General features: G+C 36.4%; 24 protein-coding genes. 15 read left to right on the top strand and 9 right to left on the bottom strand.

Annotation, left to right across the window (positions count from 1 at the left end):
• Positions 1 to 2: 2 nt before the first annotated feature.
• From hisD to H3Z82_RS17090, 8 genes are all read left to right on the top strand, one after another.
• Positions 3 to 1,289 carry a histidinol dehydrogenase gene (hisD, locus tag H3Z82_RS17055; RefSeq protein ID WP_182206714.1) on the top strand — a complete coding sequence of 429 codons (1,287 nt, stop codon included), beginning with the start codon at positions 3 to 5 and terminating at the stop codon, positions 1,287 to 1,289.
• Complete coding sequence (gene hisC / locus H3Z82_RS17060; RefSeq protein ID WP_182206715.1) at positions 1,286 to 2,323, top strand: histidinol-phosphate transaminase; 1,038 nt, start codon at positions 1,286 to 1,288, stop codon at positions 2,321 to 2,323. The genes hisD and hisC overlap by 4 nt, the downstream gene beginning before the upstream one ends.
• A 12-nt stretch (positions 2,324 to 2,335) precedes the next feature.
• Entirely contained in the window at positions 2,336 to 3,460 is a 1,125-nt protein-coding gene (gene hisB / locus H3Z82_RS17065; protein WP_182206716.1) for a bifunctional histidinol-phosphatase/imidazoleglycerol-phosphate dehydratase HisB, read from the top strand.
• 68 nt (positions 3,461 to 3,528) lie between these two features.
• Positions 3,529 to 4,110, top strand: a complete 582-nt coding sequence (hisH, locus tag H3Z82_RS17070) for an imidazole glycerol phosphate synthase subunit HisH (protein ID WP_182206717.1) — start codon at positions 3,529 to 3,531, stop codon at positions 4,108 to 4,110.
• Positions 4,111 to 4,152: 42 nt separating this feature from the next.
• Positions 4,153 to 4,887, top strand: coding sequence for a 1-(5-phosphoribosyl)-5-[(5-phosphoribosylamino)methylideneamino]imidazole-4-carboxamide isomerase (gene hisA / locus H3Z82_RS17075; protein ID WP_182206718.1), 735 nt, complete (start codon positions 4,153 to 4,155; stop codon positions 4,885 to 4,887).
• A gap of 205 nt (positions 4,888 to 5,092) precedes the next feature.
• Positions 5,093 to 5,848 (top strand): imidazole glycerol phosphate synthase subunit HisF, encoded by a 756-nt coding sequence (gene hisF / locus H3Z82_RS17080; RefSeq protein WP_182206719.1) that lies wholly within the window; start codon positions 5,093 to 5,095, stop codon positions 5,846 to 5,848.
• A 91-nt stretch (positions 5,849 to 5,939) separates the two neighbouring features.
• Complete coding sequence (gene hisIE / locus H3Z82_RS17085) at positions 5,940 to 6,539, top strand: bifunctional phosphoribosyl-AMP cyclohydrolase/phosphoribosyl-ATP diphosphatase HisIE (protein ID WP_317172472.1); 600 nt, start codon at positions 5,940 to 5,942, stop codon at positions 6,537 to 6,539.
• Positions 6,540 to 6,675: 136 nt separating this feature from the next.
• Entirely contained in the window at positions 6,676 to 7,467 is a 792-nt protein-coding gene (locus tag H3Z82_RS17090; protein WP_182206721.1) for a tRNA pseudouridine synthase A, read from the top strand.
• Between the two features lie 97 nt (positions 7,468 to 7,564).
• Here the strand turns inward: H3Z82_RS17090 and H3Z82_RS17095 are convergent, their stop codons facing one another.
• Both H3Z82_RS17095 and H3Z82_RS17100 read right to left on the bottom strand, forming a co-directional pair.
• On the bottom strand, positions 7,565 to 7,984 hold the full coding sequence (locus tag H3Z82_RS17095) for a hypothetical protein (protein WP_182206722.1): 420 nt from the start codon (positions 7,982 to 7,984) through the stop codon (positions 7,565 to 7,567).
• 89 nt (positions 7,985 to 8,073) lie between these two features.
• A complete protein-coding gene (locus tag H3Z82_RS17100) occupies positions 8,074 to 8,301 on the bottom strand; it encodes a hypothetical protein (RefSeq protein WP_182206723.1) in 228 nt (75 codons plus the stop codon).
• A gap of 202 nt (positions 8,302 to 8,503) precedes the next feature.
• Here H3Z82_RS17100 and corA point away from each other — a divergent pair, with 202 nt between their 5' ends.
• The 3 genes from corA (at position 8,504) to H3Z82_RS17115 (ending at position 11,383) form a co-directional block, all read left to right on the top strand.
• Positions 8,504 to 9,574 carry a magnesium/cobalt transporter CorA gene (gene corA / locus H3Z82_RS17105; protein WP_182206724.1) on the top strand — a complete coding sequence of 357 codons (1,071 nt, stop codon included), beginning with the start codon at positions 8,504 to 8,506 and terminating at the stop codon, positions 9,572 to 9,574.
• A gap of 150 nt (positions 9,575 to 9,724) precedes the next feature.
• The gene (locus H3Z82_RS17110; RefSeq protein WP_182206725.1) at positions 9,725 to 10,618 is read left to right on the top strand and encodes a mechanosensitive ion channel family protein; all 894 of its coding nucleotides are present in this window, start codon (positions 9,725 to 9,727) and stop codon (positions 10,616 to 10,618) included.
• 81 nt (positions 10,619 to 10,699) lie between these two features.
• Complete coding sequence (locus tag H3Z82_RS17115) at positions 10,700 to 11,383, top strand: DUF2461 domain-containing protein (RefSeq protein ID WP_182206726.1); 684 nt, start codon at positions 10,700 to 10,702, stop codon at positions 11,381 to 11,383.
• On the opposite strand, the gene H3Z82_RS17120 is transcribed toward H3Z82_RS17115, so the two are convergent.
• Together H3Z82_RS17120 and H3Z82_RS17125 are read right to left on the bottom strand one after the other, a co-directional pair.
• On the bottom strand, positions 11,376 to 11,819 hold the full coding sequence (locus H3Z82_RS17120) for a transcription elongation factor (RefSeq protein ID WP_182206727.1): 444 nt from the start codon (positions 11,817 to 11,819) through the stop codon (positions 11,376 to 11,378). The genes H3Z82_RS17115 and H3Z82_RS17120 overlap by 8 nt on opposite strands.
• Positions 11,816 to 12,229, bottom strand: coding sequence for a glyoxalase (locus H3Z82_RS17125; protein WP_182206728.1), 414 nt, complete (start codon positions 12,227 to 12,229; stop codon positions 11,816 to 11,818). Before H3Z82_RS17125 ends, H3Z82_RS17120 begins: the two co-directional genes overlap by 4 nt.
• A gap of 166 nt (positions 12,230 to 12,395) precedes the next feature.
• On the opposite strand from H3Z82_RS17125, the gene H3Z82_RS17130 reads away from it, so the two are divergent.
• From H3Z82_RS17130 to H3Z82_RS17145, 4 genes are all read left to right on the top strand, one after another.
• Positions 12,396 to 13,283 (top strand): DUF72 domain-containing protein, encoded by an 888-nt coding sequence (locus H3Z82_RS17130; protein ID WP_182206729.1) that lies wholly within the window; start codon positions 12,396 to 12,398, stop codon positions 13,281 to 13,283.
• 103 nt (positions 13,284 to 13,386) lie between these two features.
• A complete protein-coding gene (locus H3Z82_RS17135) occupies positions 13,387 to 13,773 on the top strand; it encodes an acyl-CoA thioesterase (protein ID WP_182206730.1) in 387 nt (128 codons plus the stop codon).
• 102 nt (positions 13,774 to 13,875) lie between these two features.
• Positions 13,876 to 14,358, top strand: coding sequence for a lipocalin family protein (locus tag H3Z82_RS17140; RefSeq protein ID WP_182206731.1), 483 nt, complete (start codon positions 13,876 to 13,878; stop codon positions 14,356 to 14,358).
• A 10-nt stretch (positions 14,359 to 14,368) separates the two neighbouring features.
• Complete coding sequence (locus H3Z82_RS17145; protein WP_182206732.1) at positions 14,369 to 15,061, top strand: OmpA family protein; 693 nt, start codon at positions 14,369 to 14,371, stop codon at positions 15,059 to 15,061.
• Positions 15,062 to 15,125: 64 nt separating this feature from the next.
• Here the strand turns inward: H3Z82_RS17145 and H3Z82_RS17150 are convergent, their stop codons facing one another.
• From H3Z82_RS17150 to H3Z82_RS17170, 5 genes are all read right to left on the bottom strand, one after another.
• Positions 15,126 to 16,376 (bottom strand): mechanosensitive ion channel family protein, encoded by a 1,251-nt coding sequence (locus H3Z82_RS17150; RefSeq protein ID WP_182206733.1) that lies wholly within the window; start codon positions 16,374 to 16,376, stop codon positions 15,126 to 15,128.
• On the bottom strand, positions 16,376 to 16,672 hold the full coding sequence (locus H3Z82_RS17155) for a DUF3817 domain-containing protein (RefSeq protein ID WP_182206734.1): 297 nt from the start codon (positions 16,670 to 16,672) through the stop codon (positions 16,376 to 16,378). The genes H3Z82_RS17150 and H3Z82_RS17155 overlap by 1 nt, the downstream gene beginning before the upstream one ends.
• Positions 16,673 to 16,787: 115 nt before the next feature.
• A complete protein-coding gene (locus tag H3Z82_RS17160; protein WP_182206735.1) occupies positions 16,788 to 17,237 on the bottom strand; it encodes a GNAT family N-acetyltransferase in 450 nt (149 codons plus the stop codon).
• A 6-nt stretch (positions 17,238 to 17,243) separates the two neighbouring features.
• Positions 17,244 to 18,566: a phosphoribosylamine--glycine ligase gene (locus H3Z82_RS17165; protein ID WP_317172470.1), complete on the bottom strand. Its 1,323-nt coding sequence runs from the start codon at positions 18,564 to 18,566 to the stop codon at positions 17,244 to 17,246.
• 97 nt (positions 18,567 to 18,663) lie between these two features.
• Positions 18,664 to 19,497: an OmpA/MotB family protein gene (locus tag H3Z82_RS17170; protein ID WP_182206736.1), complete on the bottom strand. Its 834-nt coding sequence runs from the start codon at positions 19,495 to 19,497 to the stop codon at positions 18,664 to 18,666.
• Positions 19,498 to 19,527 lie beyond the last annotated feature (30 nt).

Raw genomic sequence — 19,527 nt, forward strand, 5'->3', positions numbered from 1 at the left:
GAATGCAAATCATAAAAAACCCAAATAGAGCCTCTTGGTCAGAGCTTATTAAAAGACCAACGCAATCTATTGAAACCATTGAAGACACCGTTGTTCAGATTTTTGATGATGTGAAAAGAAATGGTGACGTCGCCATCCAAAAATACACTGCGCTTTTTGATGGTATAGATACTATAATAACTGAAGCCTCAGAAAATGAAATAAATGCGGCTTCCCAAAATATACCAGAGGAATTAAAAGAAGCCATTAAGATGGCCAAACAGAATATTGAAACCTTCCATAGATCGCAAAAAACAGATAAGATTGAAGTTGAAACCATGCCAGGTGTTCAATGCTGGCAGGAAAAACGAGCGATTGAAACAATTGGTCTATATATTCCCGGTGGTACTGCCCCTTTGTTCTCTACAGTATTAATGCTTGCTGCCCCAGCACAAATTGCAGGTTGCAAGGAGATAGTCCTTTGTACACCACCAAATAAGCAGGGCGCTATAGCTGATGAAATTCTATACACTGCACAGTTATGTGGCGTGAGTAAAATTTATAAGGTGGGCGGAATTCAAGCTATTGCTGCCCTGACCTTTGGAACTGAAACCATCCCTAAAGTTTATAAGATTTTTGGTCCAGGCAATCAATTTGTCACGGTGGCTAAACAATTGGCCACCAAGTACGGGGTGGCTATCGATATGCCTGCCGGCCCAAGTGAGCTGTTGGTTTATGCTGATGATGGGGCGAATGCTGCCTACGTGGCCTCTGACTTACTGAGCCAAGCGGAACATGGAGCCGATAGCCAAGTGATCCTCGTTTCAAATTCGGAAGCCTTAATATCAAAAGTGGAAATTCAAATCGCAGAGCAAATTGCCGATTTGCCCAGGAATGAAATCGCGAAAAAGGCCATTGAGAATTCGAAGTTGATCTATATTCCAAACAGTCAAGAAGCTTTAGAATTCATAAACGATTATGGTCCGGAACATTTTATTGTATGTGCAAAGAACGAATCGCACTTTGTATCGGGCATTACAAATGCGGGCTCTGTTTTTATTGGGGACTATACACCGGAAAGTGCTGGTGACTACGCTTCCGGGACCAATCATACCTTGCCAACCAATGGCTTCAGTAAAGCTTATTCAGGCGTTAACTTGGATAGCTTTATGAAAAGCATGACCTTTCAGAAAATAACCAAACAAGGGCTGCGGAATATTGGAACCACCATAGAACTGATGGCTGCAGCCGAAGGTTTGCAAGCTCATAAAAACGCCGTATCCATCCGATTAAAAGACATCAACTCATGACCATTCAAAATCTAATAAGACCTGCTATAAAAGCCTTGAAACCATATTCTTCAGCGCGTGATGAATTCCAGGGCAATACTGACAATTTAACTTTTCTTGATGCGAATGAAAATCCGTTTGACAATGGGGTCAATCGTTACCCTGACCCACAACAAGGCAAATTAAAAGCCTTGATTTCTCAAATAAAAGATGTTCCAACAGAAAATATTCTATTAGGGAATGGCAGTGATGAAGTTTTGGATTTGCTCATCAGAATGTTCTGTGAGCCCAATCAAGATAATATTCTGATTCTTCCACCCACCTATGGCATGTACGAAGTATTGGCTAATGTTAATGCGGTAGAAACCCTTAAAATCAATCTTTCGGAAGAAACTTTCCAACCTAAGACTGAGGAGATATTAGCGGTTGCCAATGCAAACAGTAAAATTCTGTTCTTATGCTCGCCCAATAACCCCTCTGGCAACAACCTTGAAACCTTATCAATAGAGTTGCTATTGAAAAACTTTAAGGGTATTGTGGTAATTGATGAGGCCTATATCGATTTTTCAACTGAAGAAAGTTGGCTTTCAAGATTGAACGAATTCCCAAATCTTGTGGTGACCCAAACCTTGTCAAAGGCTTTCGGAATGGCAGGGATTCGTTTGGGAATGTGTTTTGCTTCTGCAGAAATAATAGCCACTTTAAACAAAATAAAACCGCCTTACAATATTAACCAACTGACCCAGGAAAAAGCCATTGAAGGTCTCCGTGATAGAGGTCGTATAAAATCTCAAATTGACTGTCTTACAGAACAAAGGAACGCTTTAGTTAAAGTGTTAAAAGAGGTGAAGTTTGTTAAAATAATCTATCCATCTGAAGCTAATTTTATTATGGTTAAGGTAGATGATGCCAATAAGCGTTATCAGCAATTAATTGAAAATGGTATTGTCATTCGCAATAGAACAACACAACCCTTATGTGAAAATTGTTTACGTCTTACCGTTGGAACCGTAGAAGAAAATAAGAAACTCATTGAAAATTTAAAAAAACTATAAAGATTGAACCTGATGAAAAAAGTATTATTTATTGATCGTGATGGCACCATCATTATTGAACCGAAAGATTATCAAATTGATAGTTTTGATAAGCTTTTGTTCTATCCCAAAGTATTTAAATATTTGGGGAAAATTGCGAAAGAATTGGATTATGAAATCGTTATGGTGACCAATCAAGATGGTTTGGGAACAGACTCATTTCCAGAAGACACCTTTTGGCCAGTGCACAATTTTATGTTAGAAACATTCAAGTCTGAAGGCATTGAGTTTAAGGAACAATTTATTGATAGAACATTTGATGAGGACAATGCAGATACACGCAAGCCCAGAACGGGTTTATTGAAACAATACTTTTCTTATGCCTATAATTTGGAAAACTCGTTCGTTATTGGCGACCGACTGACGGATGTTGAGCTGGCAAAAAACTTAGGCTCTAAAGCGATATTTATAAACAATCCCAATTCTGATTTTATTGATGCCGATCAGGAGGCACTGAACGATTATATTGCGTTGGAAACTAAAGATTGGAAGGAGATTTACAGCTTTTTAAAAACTGAAGATCGGACCGCCAGTCTTGAGCGCAATACCAATGAAACCGAAATCGCCATCAATTTAAACCTTGACGGAACAGGAATAAGCAACATTAGTACAGGGATTGCTTTTTTTGATCACATGTTGGACCAAATAGCGCGACATGGCCAATTGGATTTGGATATTAAGGTAAAGGGCGATTTGGAGGTGGATGAACACCATACTATAGAAGATACGGGGATTGCTTTGGGCGAAGTGTTTGCCAAGGCTTTAGGCAATAAGTTGGGAGTAGAGCGTTACGGTTTTTGTTTGCCAATGGACGATTGCTTAGCACAAGTGGCCATTGATTTTGGAGGTAGGAATTGGTTGGTATGGGATGCAGAATTTAAACGGGAAATGATCGGAAAGATGCCAACGGAAATGTTCTTTCACTTTTTTAAATCGTTTACCGATGGTGCCAGATGCAACTTGAATATCAAGGCAGAAGGTGACAATGAACACCATAAGATTGAAGCCATTTTCAAAGCGTTCGCAAAATCCATAAAGATGGCCATTAAGCGTGATCTGGAAAAAATGATTTTACCATCGACAAAAGGATTATTGTAGAAGTCTCAACTTTCAAATGCCAAGTCTAATTGATTGAATTTAGTATTTGAATCTTTAAATTATTGGTCATGAATATTGTATTAATAGACTATGGCGCAGGCAATACCAAAAGTGTTCAATTTGCATGTAATCGCTTGGGTTACGATCCTATAGTGAGTAGTCGGGCAGAAATCATTAAGGCAGCTGATAAGGTCATTTTTCCCGGTGTTGGCCACGCCAGCAATGCAATGTCAAGACTTCAAACATCTGGATTGGATCTTTTAATTCCGACCTTGAAACAACCCGTATTAGGTATATGTTTAGGCATGCAATTACTGTGTAATGCCACCGAAGAAGGTGCCACCAAAGGCTTGGGCATTTTTGATGTTCAGGTAAAACGGTTTTCAGACGAAGTAAAAGTCCCACAAATGGGTTGGAATAAGATTTCCAATTTAAAAACAAATTTATTTATGGGTCTTAGAAATAATGCCTATATGTATCTTGTGCACAGTTATTATGCAGAATTGTGTGATGATACTATAGCGCAAACCCATTACGGGGTGACATATAGTTCTGCATTAAAGAAAAATAATTTTTATGGCGTCCAATTCCATCCTGAAAAGAGCAGTTTGGAGGGTGAGCATGTGTTGAGAAATTTCCTCAATTTATGAAACCGTCAATGAAAAATCAATAATTGTAAATCGTAAAATATTATGAGGATTATTCCAGCAATAGATATTATAGATGGCAAATGTGTGCGTTTGACCAAAGGTGATTATAACACCAAAAAGATATATAACGAAAACCCTTTAGAAGTTGCCAAGCAGTTTGAGGCTGCCGGAATTGAATATTTGCATTTGGTCGATTTGGATGGTGCCAAGGCAAAACATATCGTTAATTATAAAATCTTGGAGCAGATAGCTTCAAAAACAAACTTGAAGATTGATTTTGGTGGAGGTCTAAAGTCAGATGAAGACCTTCATATTGCTTTCAATTCAGGGGCCAAACAAATTACTGGTGGCAGTATTGCGGTCAACGATTACCAGATGTTTGAGTCGTGGTTGGAGAAGTATGGCTCAACCAAAATTATTTTAGGTGCTGATTGTATGGACCGAAAAATTGCGATAAGTGGTTGGCAAGAGCAAAGTAGCTTAGAAGTGATTCCTTTTATAAAAAACTATCAAAGAAAAAATGTGCAATACGTTATCTGTACTGATATTTCAAAAGATGGGATGCTAGAAGGACCGTCATTTGATCTGTATCGAGAAATTATAGAAGAGTGTTCAAACAGCAGTACTGATCAATCTATAAAGCTGATTGCATCTGGAGGTATATCGCAAATTGATGAACTGCCAAAACTAAAGGATTTAGGCTGTGAAGGGGTTATTATTGGTAAGGCCATTTATGAAAACAGGATCAGCTTAAAAGAATTGGAAGAATTTTATTAGTGACAGTCTTTTTTGAAGAAACTGCAAAACAATTCTTCAAAACAGAGGGTTGAACTAATCCGGCTTAAGATAATTATTGGAATAACGAAATCTTGGACAGCAACGAATGCGAAGTTGCAAGGCAATTTTTATATAAGTTTGAAATTATAAAATCATTACATAACTAATTTACATTAATTAAAACGCTGCAATTGTAGCAAATACTATGCTCACAAAACGAATCATACCTTGTTTAGATATAAAAAACGGTCGCACTGTTAAAGGTGTAAATTTTGTTAACCTTATTGACGCTGGAGATCCTGTTGCACTGGCAAAGCAATATGCTGAAAAAGGTGCGGATGAATTGGTGTTTCTTGATATTTCAGCCACTTTAGAAGGGCGTAAAACCACATTGGAGATGGTTCTTAAAGTTGCAGAACAGGTTAATATTCCATTTACAGTCGGCGGTGGTATTTCGTCAGTAGAAGATGTTGATCTTCTCCTAAAGTCTGGTGCAGATAAGGTCTCGATCAATTCTTCTGCCGTAAAACGTCCAGAACTTATTAACGAACTTGCCGATAAATTTGGGAGCCAGTGTGTGGTGGTTGCCATTGACGCTAAACAAATAGACAATCAGTGGATTGTACATTTGGCTGGTGGTAGTATTCCAACCGAATTGGATTTATTTGAATGGGCTAAAGAGGTTGAAACTCGTGGTGCCGGCGAAATATTATTTACCTCCATGGATCATGATGGTACAAAAGATGGATTTGCCAATGAATCACTTTCGAAATTGTCAACCACCTTGAATATTCCGATTATTGCTTCTGGTGGCGCAGGTACTATTCAGCATTTTGTAGACACTTTTCAGATTGGAAAATCGGATGCTGCGCTTGCGGCCAGTGTATTTCATTTTGGTGAAATCGAAATCGAAGATTTGAAAGAAGCACTAAAGAAAAATAATATTGAAGTAAGAATTTAAGACTTGAACTCAAAATGTCCTTCCAAAGAATAGGCGTTGTGATGTTTTTTAGAGAAGCTCTATTAAATATTAAGAAGTCGTACAAAACAAAATAACAATGAACTTAAAATTTAATTCAGAAGGTTTAATTCCTGCCATTATTCAAGATGCCACTACTAAAAATGTCCTGATGTTAGGCTATATGAATGAAGAGGCGTTTCAGAAAACCCAGGAAACCAAAAAAGTGACGTTTTATAGCAGAAGCAAGCAACGTTTATGGACTAAAGGTGAAGAGAGTGGTAATTTTTTGAATTTGGTAGATGTTAAGGTGGACTGTGATGATGACACACTATTGGTACAGGTGGATCCGGTAGGCCCAACCTGTCATAAAGGATCGGACACTTGTTGGGGTGAGGATAATTCGTCCAATTTTGGATTCATTTCCAAATTGGAACAGACCATACTGGAACGTCGTTCAAACGCAAAACCTGAGGACTCTTATGTTGCCTCACTTTTCTCAAAAGGCATCAACAAATTGGCTCAAAAGCTAGGCGAGGAGGCGGTGGAAGTCGTCATTGAAGCCAAAGATAATAACAATGAGCTATTTTTGAACGAGAGTGCCGATTTACTATTTCATTACCTAATGCTACTTCAGGCCAAAGGCTTTACATTGGAGGCTATTGAATCCGTTCTTAAAAATCGGGAAAAATAATAGGACTCAATTTTTACTCAAAATAGTTTAATTGACAAAAGTTAATTAATATCTGAATGCTTAGTTGCCAAATGAAACTTGAAAGATGTTTTCCAACTAATTCTTAAATTCGTTCAATTGTCAATAACTTTGAGAAATGGATAAAAATTATTTTTACCTTATTACCATTCAATATTTGGGTTTTCGCTATCACGGTTGGCAAAAACAGCCCAATTTAAAAACGGTGCATTTGGTAATTGACAAAACGCTAAATTATGTCTTTAAAGGGGATAAGAAGTTTAAAAGCTTAGCCGCTGGTAGGACTGATGCTATGGTGTCTGCCAATGAAACAGCATTTGAATTATTTATGGAAGACCCTATTGAAGACTTTGTTGGGTTTCTCGAACAATTCAACTATTATCTACCTCAGGATGTCCGTGCATTGGCGATGAGAGCAGTGGACAAGGATTTTAATGTCATCCAAAATGCGAAGCTTAAAGAATATGTTTACCTGTTTGCCCATGGTCAAAAATCGCACCCATTCTGCGCTTCCATAATGACCACTTTTAGAGATGTCTTGGATATTGAGCTGATGAAAAAAGGTGCCAAACTTTATGAAGGCACACATAATTTCAAGGCCTTCTGTTCAAGAGTTTCTGAAAAAGGGATGTATCAGAGAACGATTGATTCTTGTGAGATCATCGAAAATACTATGTTTAATGCTAATTTTTTTCCCAAAGAATCCTTTCTGTTCAAAGTTAAGGCTGAGGGCTTTGGGTATAATCAAATTAGAGGTATGATGGGTAGCCTTGTTAGGCTCGGCAAAAATGATTTTACCTTAGATGATATTGCAAAAAGTCTATTACCAGATAGTACAGCTGTTATGGAATATATTGCACCAGCCTCCGGGCTGATATTGAACACCTTGGAATTTGATTATGAGGTATAACACAACATAGACTATGTGCTAATTCTAAAATATTTATATCAAAGAATTTACGCTCAAAAACTTCCCAGGATGTATCTTGAACACTTTAGAATGTAAGCTATATCAGCCATTTTCTTGCAATGGCACGTTTTGAAAACCATACCAAAAATACCGCGATTACTATGCTAGTTAGCGGCAAAAAGATATCTCTTGGATTGATCTCCGTCAATACATAAAATTGTTGGGCACCCACTGCAAGAAAAGAAATGATAAATAAGGTGTAGGCCCAACGTTTACGGAGCAACCAAGAAATTGCTGCAAACAAGCCAGCAAATACAGCGATAGCAAATATGGAAACATACCATATTGGAAGATCGTCATATAGGTTATGTTGTGCTTGAGAAAACTGTGTGCGTTGCTCTGTGGTAACAAAGGCTTGCATAACATAATTATACACGCCAAAGAGGTTCCAAAGCAAGGCTATGATGCCCACAATCCAAAAGTAAACAGGTGGTTTCTTAGAAGAAGTTAAATTCATAAATTGTTGGTATTTGAAGGTTAAAGACGCAACAATTTATGAATTATTTATTTATTAACAGTCATGTAACAGGACTTTGGTAGAAAGTTTTAGTTTTCGTCTACCACATGAAGTACGGGCGTTTTATTCACCCATTTACCATTTTTGGATTCTCCTAAGATGTACACTTCCTTGGTCTGTTCGTATTCTTTGATGGTACGAAGCATATGCTCTTTGGTATCTCTATGGATTTTAATCCCTGTTGCTTTACCTTTGTTTCTAATTTCTATATAGAAGCCGTCTCTAAATTTGATCGGTCTTGTAGGTGGTCTTCCCATTTATTTAAACTATTTGAAGGGTTTAATTCGCATATTAAACAAAATTATGTCAAAAAGCAAGCCCTTAATTAAACTTTTCAAAGATAGAATGCTTTTACCTTATTTACCCTATAGCTTGATAGTAATTTTATATTCTTTAATTGAGCCGTGCTATATAAAAAAGTTTTATTTTTAAAGCATTGATGGCCACAAGAAGACTTGAATGAAATCTAAAAAGAAAAGAAAATCCTATAAAACAGTCAATCGTTCACCCGGTACGGTTTATTATAAAGGTAAGAAACAGTCAACAGTTACTGATGTTGAAATTATCAATTATACCAAGGAGGAATATCACAAAATTGAAACGCAAAATGTAGCTGACGCATTTCATTATAAAAATAATAATCAAGTTACTTGGGTAAATGTCAACGGGCTGAACAATACTTCGGAAATTGAAAAACTGGGCACTCATTATGGACTGCATCCCTTGACTTTGGAGGATATTGTAAACACAACCCACCGTCCTAAATTGGATGAGTTTGACAATTATCTGTTTGTCATTTTAAAGATGCTTTATTTTAAGAATGAGAATGACCTCGTCTATGAGCAGGTCAGTATGGTTGTAGGAGAGCAATTTGTATTGACGTTTCAAGAAGCTGACGGCGATGTCTTTAATGATTTAAGAGAGCGGATTTCTTCTGATTTGGGTCGCATCCGAAGTTTGGGTTCTGATTATTTGATGTACGCTATTATTGATGCCGTAGTAGATCATTATTTAACGGTTATTGAGGTTTTTGGAGATAAAATTGAAGACATTGAAGATCGTGTTTTTGAAGCCGATTCTGATGATAATAAAACAGCAACCACCATACAAGAGTTAAAGCGTGAAATTTTGAAAATACGACGCTCAGTACTTCCATTACGAGAGGTTATAAACCGTCTTGATAAAATTGAGAATCCTATAATTGACGAAAAAACTCATAACTATTTAAGAGATTTATATGATCATATTGTTCAGGTCAATGAGAGTATTGAGGTTTATCGGGAAATGGTCTGGAGTTTATTGGACATGTACATGACCATCATTAGCAACAAAATGAATGAAGTCATGAAAGTCCTGACTATTATGGCGACTATTTTTATTCCCTTAACTTTTATTGCGGGTATTTATGGGATGAATTTTGAAAATATGCCAGAACTGCAATATAAATACAGTTATTTTATACTTATCGGTGTCATGATTTTTATATTTTTAATGATGCTGATTTATTTCAGAAAAAAGAAATGGCTTTAAGGCCTTGACATTATCAAGAACTTTGGAACTTGTCCAATTTGCATAGAAGGAAAATCCCTTAGTAATAAATCAGAAATTGCCGTCTCAATCCGGTAAATCCAAAAGTGGTAAATTCCGATGATTGAATTAATTTTAAAAACCAATAACACTATGAAAGACCAATTAGACAAATCTCTTAACTTACTAATTGAAAAGCTTTTGGGGTGGATGAACACTATAATTGAGAATCTTCCAAACTTTATCTTGGCGCTTCTTGTGCTTTTGATTGCTTATTATTTGGCGAGATATATCAGTAAACTTACTTTAAGACTTATAGGAAATCGGGTTAAGCAGAAGTCGGTGAGTAGTATTATTGCAAGGTTGGTCACCGTGGTGATTGTCATGTTGGGGCTGTTTTTAGCCTTGGTTATTTTAAATCTTTCGCAGACACTCACTTCATTGATCACTGGTGCCGGGGTTTTAGGATTAGTCGTCGGTTTGGCCTTACAAGGCACATTGTCAAATATTATTTCAGGAATCGTTATTTCATTTAGGGACAAGATTCAGATAGGAAACTGGATCGAAACTAATGGGTTTACCGGTGAAATTATGGAAATCAATTTAAAAAATCTGACCCTAAAGGAGTCGGATAATAATATGGTAATGATTCCCAATAAGCTCATTTTGGACAACCCTATGAAAAACTATTCCCTGACATCATTTATAAGAGTGGATGTATCCTGTGGCGTAGGCTATGAATCTGATTTAGAATTTGTTGAAAAACTGACTAAGGACACTTTGGAAAAAACTTTTGAAAAAATAGATGAGAGCAAACCTGTAGAATTCTTCTTTACAGAGTTCGGAGACAGTTCCATAAATTTTAGATGCCGTTTCTGGATTGAAGGCACTAAAAGTGTTCACGCACTTAATGCTACAAATAGAGCAATTATCGCCATAAAAAAAGCTTTTGATGCTGAAGGTATCAACATCCCATTTCCAATCAGGACCTTACAGTTTGACAATAAATTGGCCCTGGAAAAAAACACATCTAAAAAAGACACTTAGTTTTTGGGTTATAGAAGCGCTTTATATTCCTGATTTATCTGGACTTTTTTGTATGTTTAAAAAATAAAATAACTGTTATAAATGACTGCACCTACTGCATTCTCTAACAATTTGTTGGAGTTTCTCAAACTTTTAAAAGAAAATAACGATAGAGATTGGTTCAATGAACATAAGAAAGAATTCAAAAAACTTGAGGTTGATGCCAAACGCAACTTTAACGTGTTATTTGAAGCTTTAAACGTACATGACGACTTAGACCGCCTCAAGAACTTTAGAATTTATAGAGATGTGCGGTTTTCAAAGAACAAAGCTCCCTATAAAACTCATTTTAGCGGTTCTTTTTATAGAAGAAAACCAGCCTTAAGAGGCAGCTATTATCTCCATATTCAGCCTAATAATAAATCTTTCATTGCCGTTGGGTTTTGGGACCCTTCCAAGGAAGATTTGATGCGGATTAGAAAAGAGTTTGAAATTGATGATGAAGAAATTAGAGCTATCATTAATGATGAAAATTTTAGAGCAATTTGGGGTGATATGGTGGGAGAGGAGTTGAAAACGGCACCGAGAGGTTTTGACAAAGAACATAAAGCCATCGATCTTATTCGTAAAAAACAATTTCTTTTCACGAAAAATTATACCGATAAAGAAGTAGTCTCTCCAAATTTCATAGTGGAGGTCAATGCGTCATTTAAAGCAGTAAGGCCTTATCTTGATTATATGAGCAGCGTATTGACCACCAATATTAACGGAGAACCACTTATATAACCTCAGTGATGGTAAAGGTATTGCCATTAAACTCCACTTGATCTCCCTTAACTTTATTTAATAAGAGCATGCCAATCGGTGAGCCTGATGAAATAGCAAAGACACTGATAGACTCGGTTTCAATTTTTCCAGCACTTATAGAGATGAAAAAGTTGGTGGTGGTTGTTTTAACCAAACTCCCCAACATCACTTTTTCAGAAGCCCTATTTGGACTGATGATCTTTAAACCCTCCAGCATTTTTTGTGCATCTGTAAGATATTGAGAGTTCTTCTCAAGGTCATTAAAGAGTTTGCCGTTGCCAGAATCATCCTCATCACCACTTTTATCATTGCTATCTATGGCGTCCTTGATGGTCTCAATTTCGTTTTTATAATTGGCAATGCGCTTGTTGGCATATTCAAAACAAGCTTGCAGAACATCATTTTTTATTTTCATATAACTTTCGCCATTTGAGGCTGAAATAATTGGATGTGACTAATAAGACGCTCTTTTACAAGATGCATCATGCGCTTGTTCAATGCAGATGAATTTTGGATATAAATAGCATACTCTTCAATTGTAAATTGACCAATGATCATACCTTTAAGTGAGTTTCTGAACTTCATGTCCTTATGAATGGCGTTTTCAATATAGTCTAATTGTTTCGGCAAAGATAGCTCGTAAAATACATTTTTGTGCTTGTCAATGTAATTTTTAAAAACTTCAATTAAAAGTTCGTTTTGAAGCAAGAGTAAAGGTCTTAAAGTTGCGTTTTGAAAATACTCTTCACTGCTCATGGTATCATGTATTATAGCAGTAGGAATAATGGGTCTCATCTGGATCAAATCGTCAGTTCTATTTTTCATAACTTTATATTTCCTTAAACTTATGCATATTGCTTTGTATAAAGAACAGAGTGCTGAGATGTTGTTAACCAGGTTATCAACAAATACCCATTTTGAGGGAGGTTTTGAACGGCTTTTAACCATGATTGGAGTATCTTTGAGTATTAAATGAACAAATCTGAGCCTTATGCAATTTGGTCGTGTTGATCATACAAAACAAGTAAATTTCTCTCTGCCCGTTGATCATTTGGATACTTCTGTAGTGCTTCTTAATTGCACAAACAAAGAACTGCCAAAAATTTTTGTAGGTTGCTCCCAATGGAGTCCATCCAAATTAAAAGGCTTTTATCCTCCAGGCACAAAGGATGCCTTGACCTATTATGCCACACAATTCAATTCGGTTGAGCTCAACGCCACCTTTTATCGTATTTTCTCACCAGAAACCTTTGCAACATGGTATCAAAAAACGCCTATTGGTTTTAAGTTTTTTCCTAAACTATATCAAGATATAAGCCATTGGAAACGTTTGAATGGTGTTCAAGAGGTAATTGACGATTTTTTGTATAGTGCGACAAACCTCAAGGAAAAATTAGGAACTATATTCCTACAATTGCCCGCAAACTTTTCGCCCAAGGATTTTGAGAGGGTGGAAGCTTTTATAAAATCATGGCCAATAGAAATTCCGCTTGCCATTGAGTTTAGACATACAGATTGGTATAATGATGCCTCAATAGCCAATCGTTTATTTGATTTGTTGGAAACCTATAACATTTCAAATATCATTGTGGATACTGCCGGGAGACGGGATTTGTTACACATACGATTAACCAATTGCTCTGTTTTTGTCAGGTTTGTGGGTACCAATCTCGAAATTGACTATTTACGATTGGATGAATGGGTGGAACGTCTTAAACAATGGAAACAGCAAGGCATTAAGGAGATCAATTTTTTTGTACATCAAGACATAGAAAAAGAATCGCCATTGCTGGCGGCGTATTTTATTAACAGAATAAATGCCGAGTTGGGAATGGACTTACAAATTCCTTACAAAGAGCAAAATCTGAAGTTGTTTTAAAACTAAACTGCTTGATGGAAATTTGCTAAGAATGAATAAAATACAGATGTTTTAAGCAACCTCAGATAATTTAGCCTACTGGTGGATATAAAAGTCAATAACTATGAAGTTTCAAACACAAAAATGGGTAAAACCACAAGATCTAAACCCCAATGGGACCTTATTTGGAGGTCTGCTTTTGGCTTGGATTGATGAAGAAGCGGCTTTATATGCTGCCATCCAATTGGACAACACGAGGGTTGTAACAAAATTTATCTCTGAAATTAATTTTATGAGTTCAGCCAAGCAAGGTGATATCATAGAAATAGGGATGCAAATTGTTAAACTAGGAACCTCTTCCTTGACTTTAAAATGTGAAGCGAGAAACATGATGACCAAGGCTAAAATCTTGACCGTAGATAATATTGTAATGATCAATTTAGACGAATTTGGTAAGCCCGCACCCCATGGTAAAACAAAGCTTGAGTTTGTGGGTGACCGACTCATTTAGAAATGCGACTTTGTATTTAATTAACAAATAATGGGAAATCGTTAACAACCTACGTGTAGCAATATTCGTATATTTAATAGAATCAATTTAAAACTTATCACAATGAAAAAAATAGGAATTACTCTGTTTATGGCGGCACTCTTGGTGTCCTGTTCATTATCTAAGATAGAAAAATCTGCAAGAAATACTATCGATGGAAATTGGGTGCTCAACTCTGTTACCTATGACGAACCAGGAGTCTTTAACACGATCTTGTTTGAAGACGCCACAGCTTCTTGTTTCACTGATAGCCAGTGGTTTTTTAGATCTAACAACAGCACAGGCACATATACCATTATAGATACCGATTGCTCAACAGGAGTCAGATATTTCAGATGGGCTGCCAATGAGATTGGCAAGGATACTGGTGATTTTGAATTCACTCTAAAATTTACCGATGAGAAAAAGAATGACCTCGAGGATAAAACAGGATATAGAATGAAAATGAAATACTTGGACGCTAATTCTATGCAGATTACACAAACAATTCAATTTGAAGGAAAACCTTTTAATATCAATTTAAACTTTACAAGAACAACTTTATAAAATCTTAATTATGAAAAATATAATAAAAACAATAGTATTATTCGTTATGGTTACAGCTATGGTTAGTTGTGATGCTACGAGAAATGCAAACAATAAACAAAAAGGAACCGTCATTGGTGCTGGTAGTGGTGCCGTAATTGGTGGCGTTATAGGCAATAATGTTGGTAGTAAAAACAACTCAGCCTTGGGCGCTATTATTGGTGCCGTTGTAGGTGGGGTTGCTGGTAATTATATTGGCGATCGGATGGATAGACAAGCCGAGCGTATTGAAGAAGAAATTCCAGGAGCTCAAGTAGAGCGTGTAGGAGAAGGGATAAATGTTGTTTTTGATGAGAGTAGCGGTGTTTATTTTGATACCAACAAGTACAATATCAATGCTGCATCTTCCGCAACTTTGACAAAATTAGCAGGTATTTTTAAAGAATACCCAGATACCGATATTTTAGTTGAAGGCCATACAGACAGTACAGGTCCAGATGCATTTAATATGACGCTTTCTAAACAACGTGCTCAATCAGTAACGTCGTATTTATCTAATCAGGGTATTTCGTCAGGTCGTTTTACGACAAATTGGTATGGTCCGAACCAACCTAAGTATGATAATTCAACCGTAGAGGGACGAGCTAAAAACAGACGTGTTGAATTGGCAATTATCGCTAGTGAGGAATTGAAAAAAGAAGCAAGAGAAAAAGCTGGCAATTAAAACTGGCTATTTAAAGCTAAAAACGCAGTCTTATTGAAATTAATAAGACTGCGTTTTTTTTTGCCTAATTTTTAGGAGCTTCTAAAATTGTTGGTGTCAATTCAAATAATTCCAAATCAAAGTATTTTATGGAAGAGAATATATGATCAAAAATATCAGACATGATAGATTCATAATTGACCCAGTTAATATCATTGCTAAACGCATAAATTTCTAAAGGGATTCCTTGAGAAGTTGGCTGGAGTTGTCTCACCATTAAGCTCATGTCTTTATGAATGCCAGGGTGACGCTCTATATATGTTTGTAAATAAATTCTAAAAACACCCAAGTTGGTCAGGTTACGACCGTTTACCAATGATGACTGATCTACATTATTTACGCGATTGTACTCTGCAAGTTCTTTTTGTTTATCCTCCAGATATTGGGTAATTAGCTGAATCATTTTTAAGTTTTCAATCTCGTCATCTGAAAGAAAATGTATGCTTTTTGATTTGATCAAAATAGATCTTTTAATACGTCGTCCTCCTGACGACTGCATTCCTCTCCAATTTTTATATGACTCAGAAATAATTGCATACGTTGGAATGGTGGTGATGGTCTTGTCAAAATTCTGAACCTGCACCGTGGAAAGATTAATTTCAATAACGTCGCCATCTGCACCAAATTTTTCCATAGTAATCCAATCTCCAATACGCAAAGTATCATTGATAGCTACTTGAATACTGGCAACAAACCCTAAAATGGTATCCTTAAAAATCAACAACAGAACCGCTGATGCGGCACCAATGGTGGTAAAGAATTTTAAGAATGATAAATCGATTAAAACCGCAAGACTTGAAGCCACGCCAATAGTCCATACAAAAAGCATGACTACCTGTATATAGCTATCAATTGGTTTGTCTCTTAAGCGTGGTAAGGTTTTGAAATACGATTCTAAGGTGCGCAGCACACTCCGTAATATCCAAATTGTCAGTAAAATACCGTAGAGCTTTAGCAGCACGACGAGTCCAGCCTCAATCTTAGGGTAATCTGCAAATACTAAAGGGAATAATTTTATGGTGATGATTAGCGGCACCAAATGCGCGATATTTCGCGGCGCTTTATGGCTCACCAACAAATCGTCAAATTCGGTTTTTGAGCGTGAAGCAAATTTGGTAAAACTTTTAACCAAGATAATTCTTGCTAAAGTATCTGAGATGTATATGATAATGCACAGAATGACCAATAATGTGATCATATTCAAAAACTTGGCCCAATCATCGGTCAATCCAAAGTCATTAAAATAATCGTAAAAAAAATGATTCGATAAAAACATTATACCGCGGTTTTTAAATATCGCTTCTCAATATAAAACGTTGCAAACGGGAGTAATGATGCCAATAAAACAATGCCCAAAGTCTTAAAAGACCACTTTAATTTTGCACCCACCAACAAGGCCAAGAGAACATAAGCTATAAATAATAAACCATGGGTCATTCCGATGGGATAGAGTAGCGTTTGATATATTTCAGAATAAAATGGTTTAACCAGTAACATGTTGGCAAACAAGACCAAATAGGAGATGCCTTCTAAAATGGCAACAATTTTGAAGCTTTTAATTAGTGTAAACATGGATTCTTAAATTTTATGCAAAAATACCCATGATATCCTGTATAAGCTACTTTTTCAGCGAGTTTTTTATTGGAGCGGACAGATTGAAATCATTGAACCGTTAGTCCGATGCTGTTTAATTGTGGTAGAGCCATTCTAAATGATCACCATTCTGAAGAGATTGATTGCAAACAAACCCGTTTTTTAAATAGAAATGATGAAGCTGTTCTTCTTCTGTGAGCAGGAAATAGTGTTGTTCGGGATTTTTAGACTGCAATTGGTTTAACCAAAAACTTCCCAAACTTTTATTGCGATGCGATTCCGAGATCAAGATAAATCCGAGATACAGATAACCTTTATCAAACCAAGCTTTGGCTTCGGTTTCAAAATATTCAAAATGTGGTGGCGATTTATAAAAAACAATACCACCTCCAACAATGCCAATATCACCTTCAATGATATAAATTTTGGAATCGATTTTATAATCGTCCCAGAACGGAACAATTTCATCTTGCCAATCCTGCGGTAGGGTCTGAAAGAATAGCTGCGGATTGTTTTCTAATTCTCTAAACTTAAAATTTTCCATTGCTAATTATAACAAACCCCAAGACCATAATCTGTCTGAATCTTCAAACCATCTATCGCCAATATCTGTTCTATAGTAGCCATTATTGACAATAATGGAGTGAATTCTGTTGTTCATCGCTTTTTGGGCATCGCGCATGGTTATACCAGTGCCAGATACCAAAAGTGCGATTCCGGTATTGCCGGTTATCAACCATTCGTCATTTACCTTTTTGAGATGCATAGGATGGATGCCCTCTTTCATGTCTTTTCTAAACACAACAACGGCATCTTTTGAAAATAGTTCGAAGGTCTTTTTATCATCATAAGGAAAAGGCGGTACCACTATAAATGCACCTACTTGAAATCCTTTTTTTGTGGCAATTTTAAAGTTCTGTCCAGAGGCCACTTTATATAACATTTCGCCAATAGGCTCTGTGATTCCCGCGCGCTGGATGAATATTTGAGGATACCCAAAACGGGAGGTAAATTCCAAGGGATAAATACCATTGCCGTTAACGATGCAGTTGATATCAATATGACCAATGAATTTATGCTCGGATAAGGTGGGTTCAAATTTCTTTAAGGTGGCATCAAAGATAGGGGACTGGTTGACCCAAAACATACTTGAGCCCATCTCTCCCGTTGACACACCCAACTCTTTTGGAAACAGTTTTTTATGCTCAAAAGTAATATTAATGGGTTTTAAAAACTCCTTACCGTTAAAAAATGCAGATACGGAAATCTCTACACCCTTTACTTTTTTCTGTAGTTGAAAATTCCCGAAATCATCGCCCCACGATTTGTCGTAAGCCTTTAAGACTCGAATCACGTCCAAGCCTTCATCATCACTGCCTACAAATAATAATTGTTTTAGTTCTTGAGTTTCACCGGAAGGCTTAATAACATAGGCATCAGGGTGTTTTTCAACATGGGCAATGGCCTCTTGGAAGCTTACGAATTCTTCAAAAGGCAAGGTTTTTATCTTATGTTTTTGCAACTCTTTCTGGCCGAAACTCCGGTCCAATTCAAGAAGGTCAGTATATTCACTGCCGCCAAAGACAATTTTTCCTGAAGCTCTCAATTCGGCGCATTCCTTTCCATAACCCGTATAGTCAAATATGATTATATCCGCCCAATCAACATGGTTTCTCCATGTCTTTATTTTTTTGACAAATCCAGTCCCAATCTCTCGTGATGGTTTGTCTTCAATATATAATTTAACGGCATTGCCGTCATTTTGGATGGTATAGGCTATATCTAAAATTTCTCCCCAACGGGAAATAAATAGAAAGTTTTTTGGTAAGCTGTTCTGCTTTTTCAAGATGTCCTTTGATGAATTTGATAACACAAAATTAGTTGTTTTTTTGATTCGATAATATATTCAAATAAAAAAAGACCGTTATTTCTAACGGCCTTTTTTCGGATTAATTAATCAACTTGAAATGTTAGTCATTCGAGCCCATTAATGCAAAGAATTTGTCTAAATTTGGAAGAATTACAATGCGCGTTCTTCTGTTTTTAGCTCTATTATCATTAGTGTCGTTATCAGCAAGAGGTTTGAAAGAACTTCTTCCTGAAGCAATCAATTTCTCAGGTGCAACACCATAATCATCTATTAATTTTCTAACTACTGAAGTAGCACGTAAAACACTTAAATCCCAGTTATCGGCAATTTTGCTTGTTCTAATGCTTCTAGAATCAGTATGGCCTTCGACCATAACTTCAACACTTGGTTCAGAGTTGATGACATTGGCTAATTTTTGCAAAATATCATTCGCCTTGTTGCTCACTCTATAACTCGCAGTGTTGAACAACATCTTATCTGATATTGAGATCATAACGACGGTTTCGTTAATGTCAATAGAAATGTCTTCATCTTCATCAAGATTGCTGCTGTCCATAGACTTGTTTAAGTTGTAGGACAATGCAAGATTCATAGAGTCTTTTAAGGTTTTTGCCTCAGCAAGTTTAGAAGGGTCTACGTTTCGCAATGTTTCACGCATGGCCTTTTTAGTATCATTGGAAATCACTGCAACATTGTCAACATTTACCAGCATGGCATCATTCTGTTCTGTAAGAGAATTGATTTTTTTGTTGTAGTTGTCAACTCTTGCTTGAATGGCTGCAAATTTATTTTCAAGATCCTCCTTTTCAACTTTAGTTTTTTGGAGTTCACTTTTAATTTGCCCGTTTTCCACTTCTAAAGCGACATATTTCTTTTTAGAAACACATGACGAAATCATGACAGCAAGTATTAATGCAATTGAAATTTTTTTCATAATATTAATTTAATGGTTTAGTATATGTAC

This window comes from Gelidibacter maritimus, from assembly GCF_014062315.1.
GTDB lineage: Bacteria > Bacteroidota > Bacteroidia > Flavobacteriales > Flavobacteriaceae > Gelidibacter > Gelidibacter maritimus.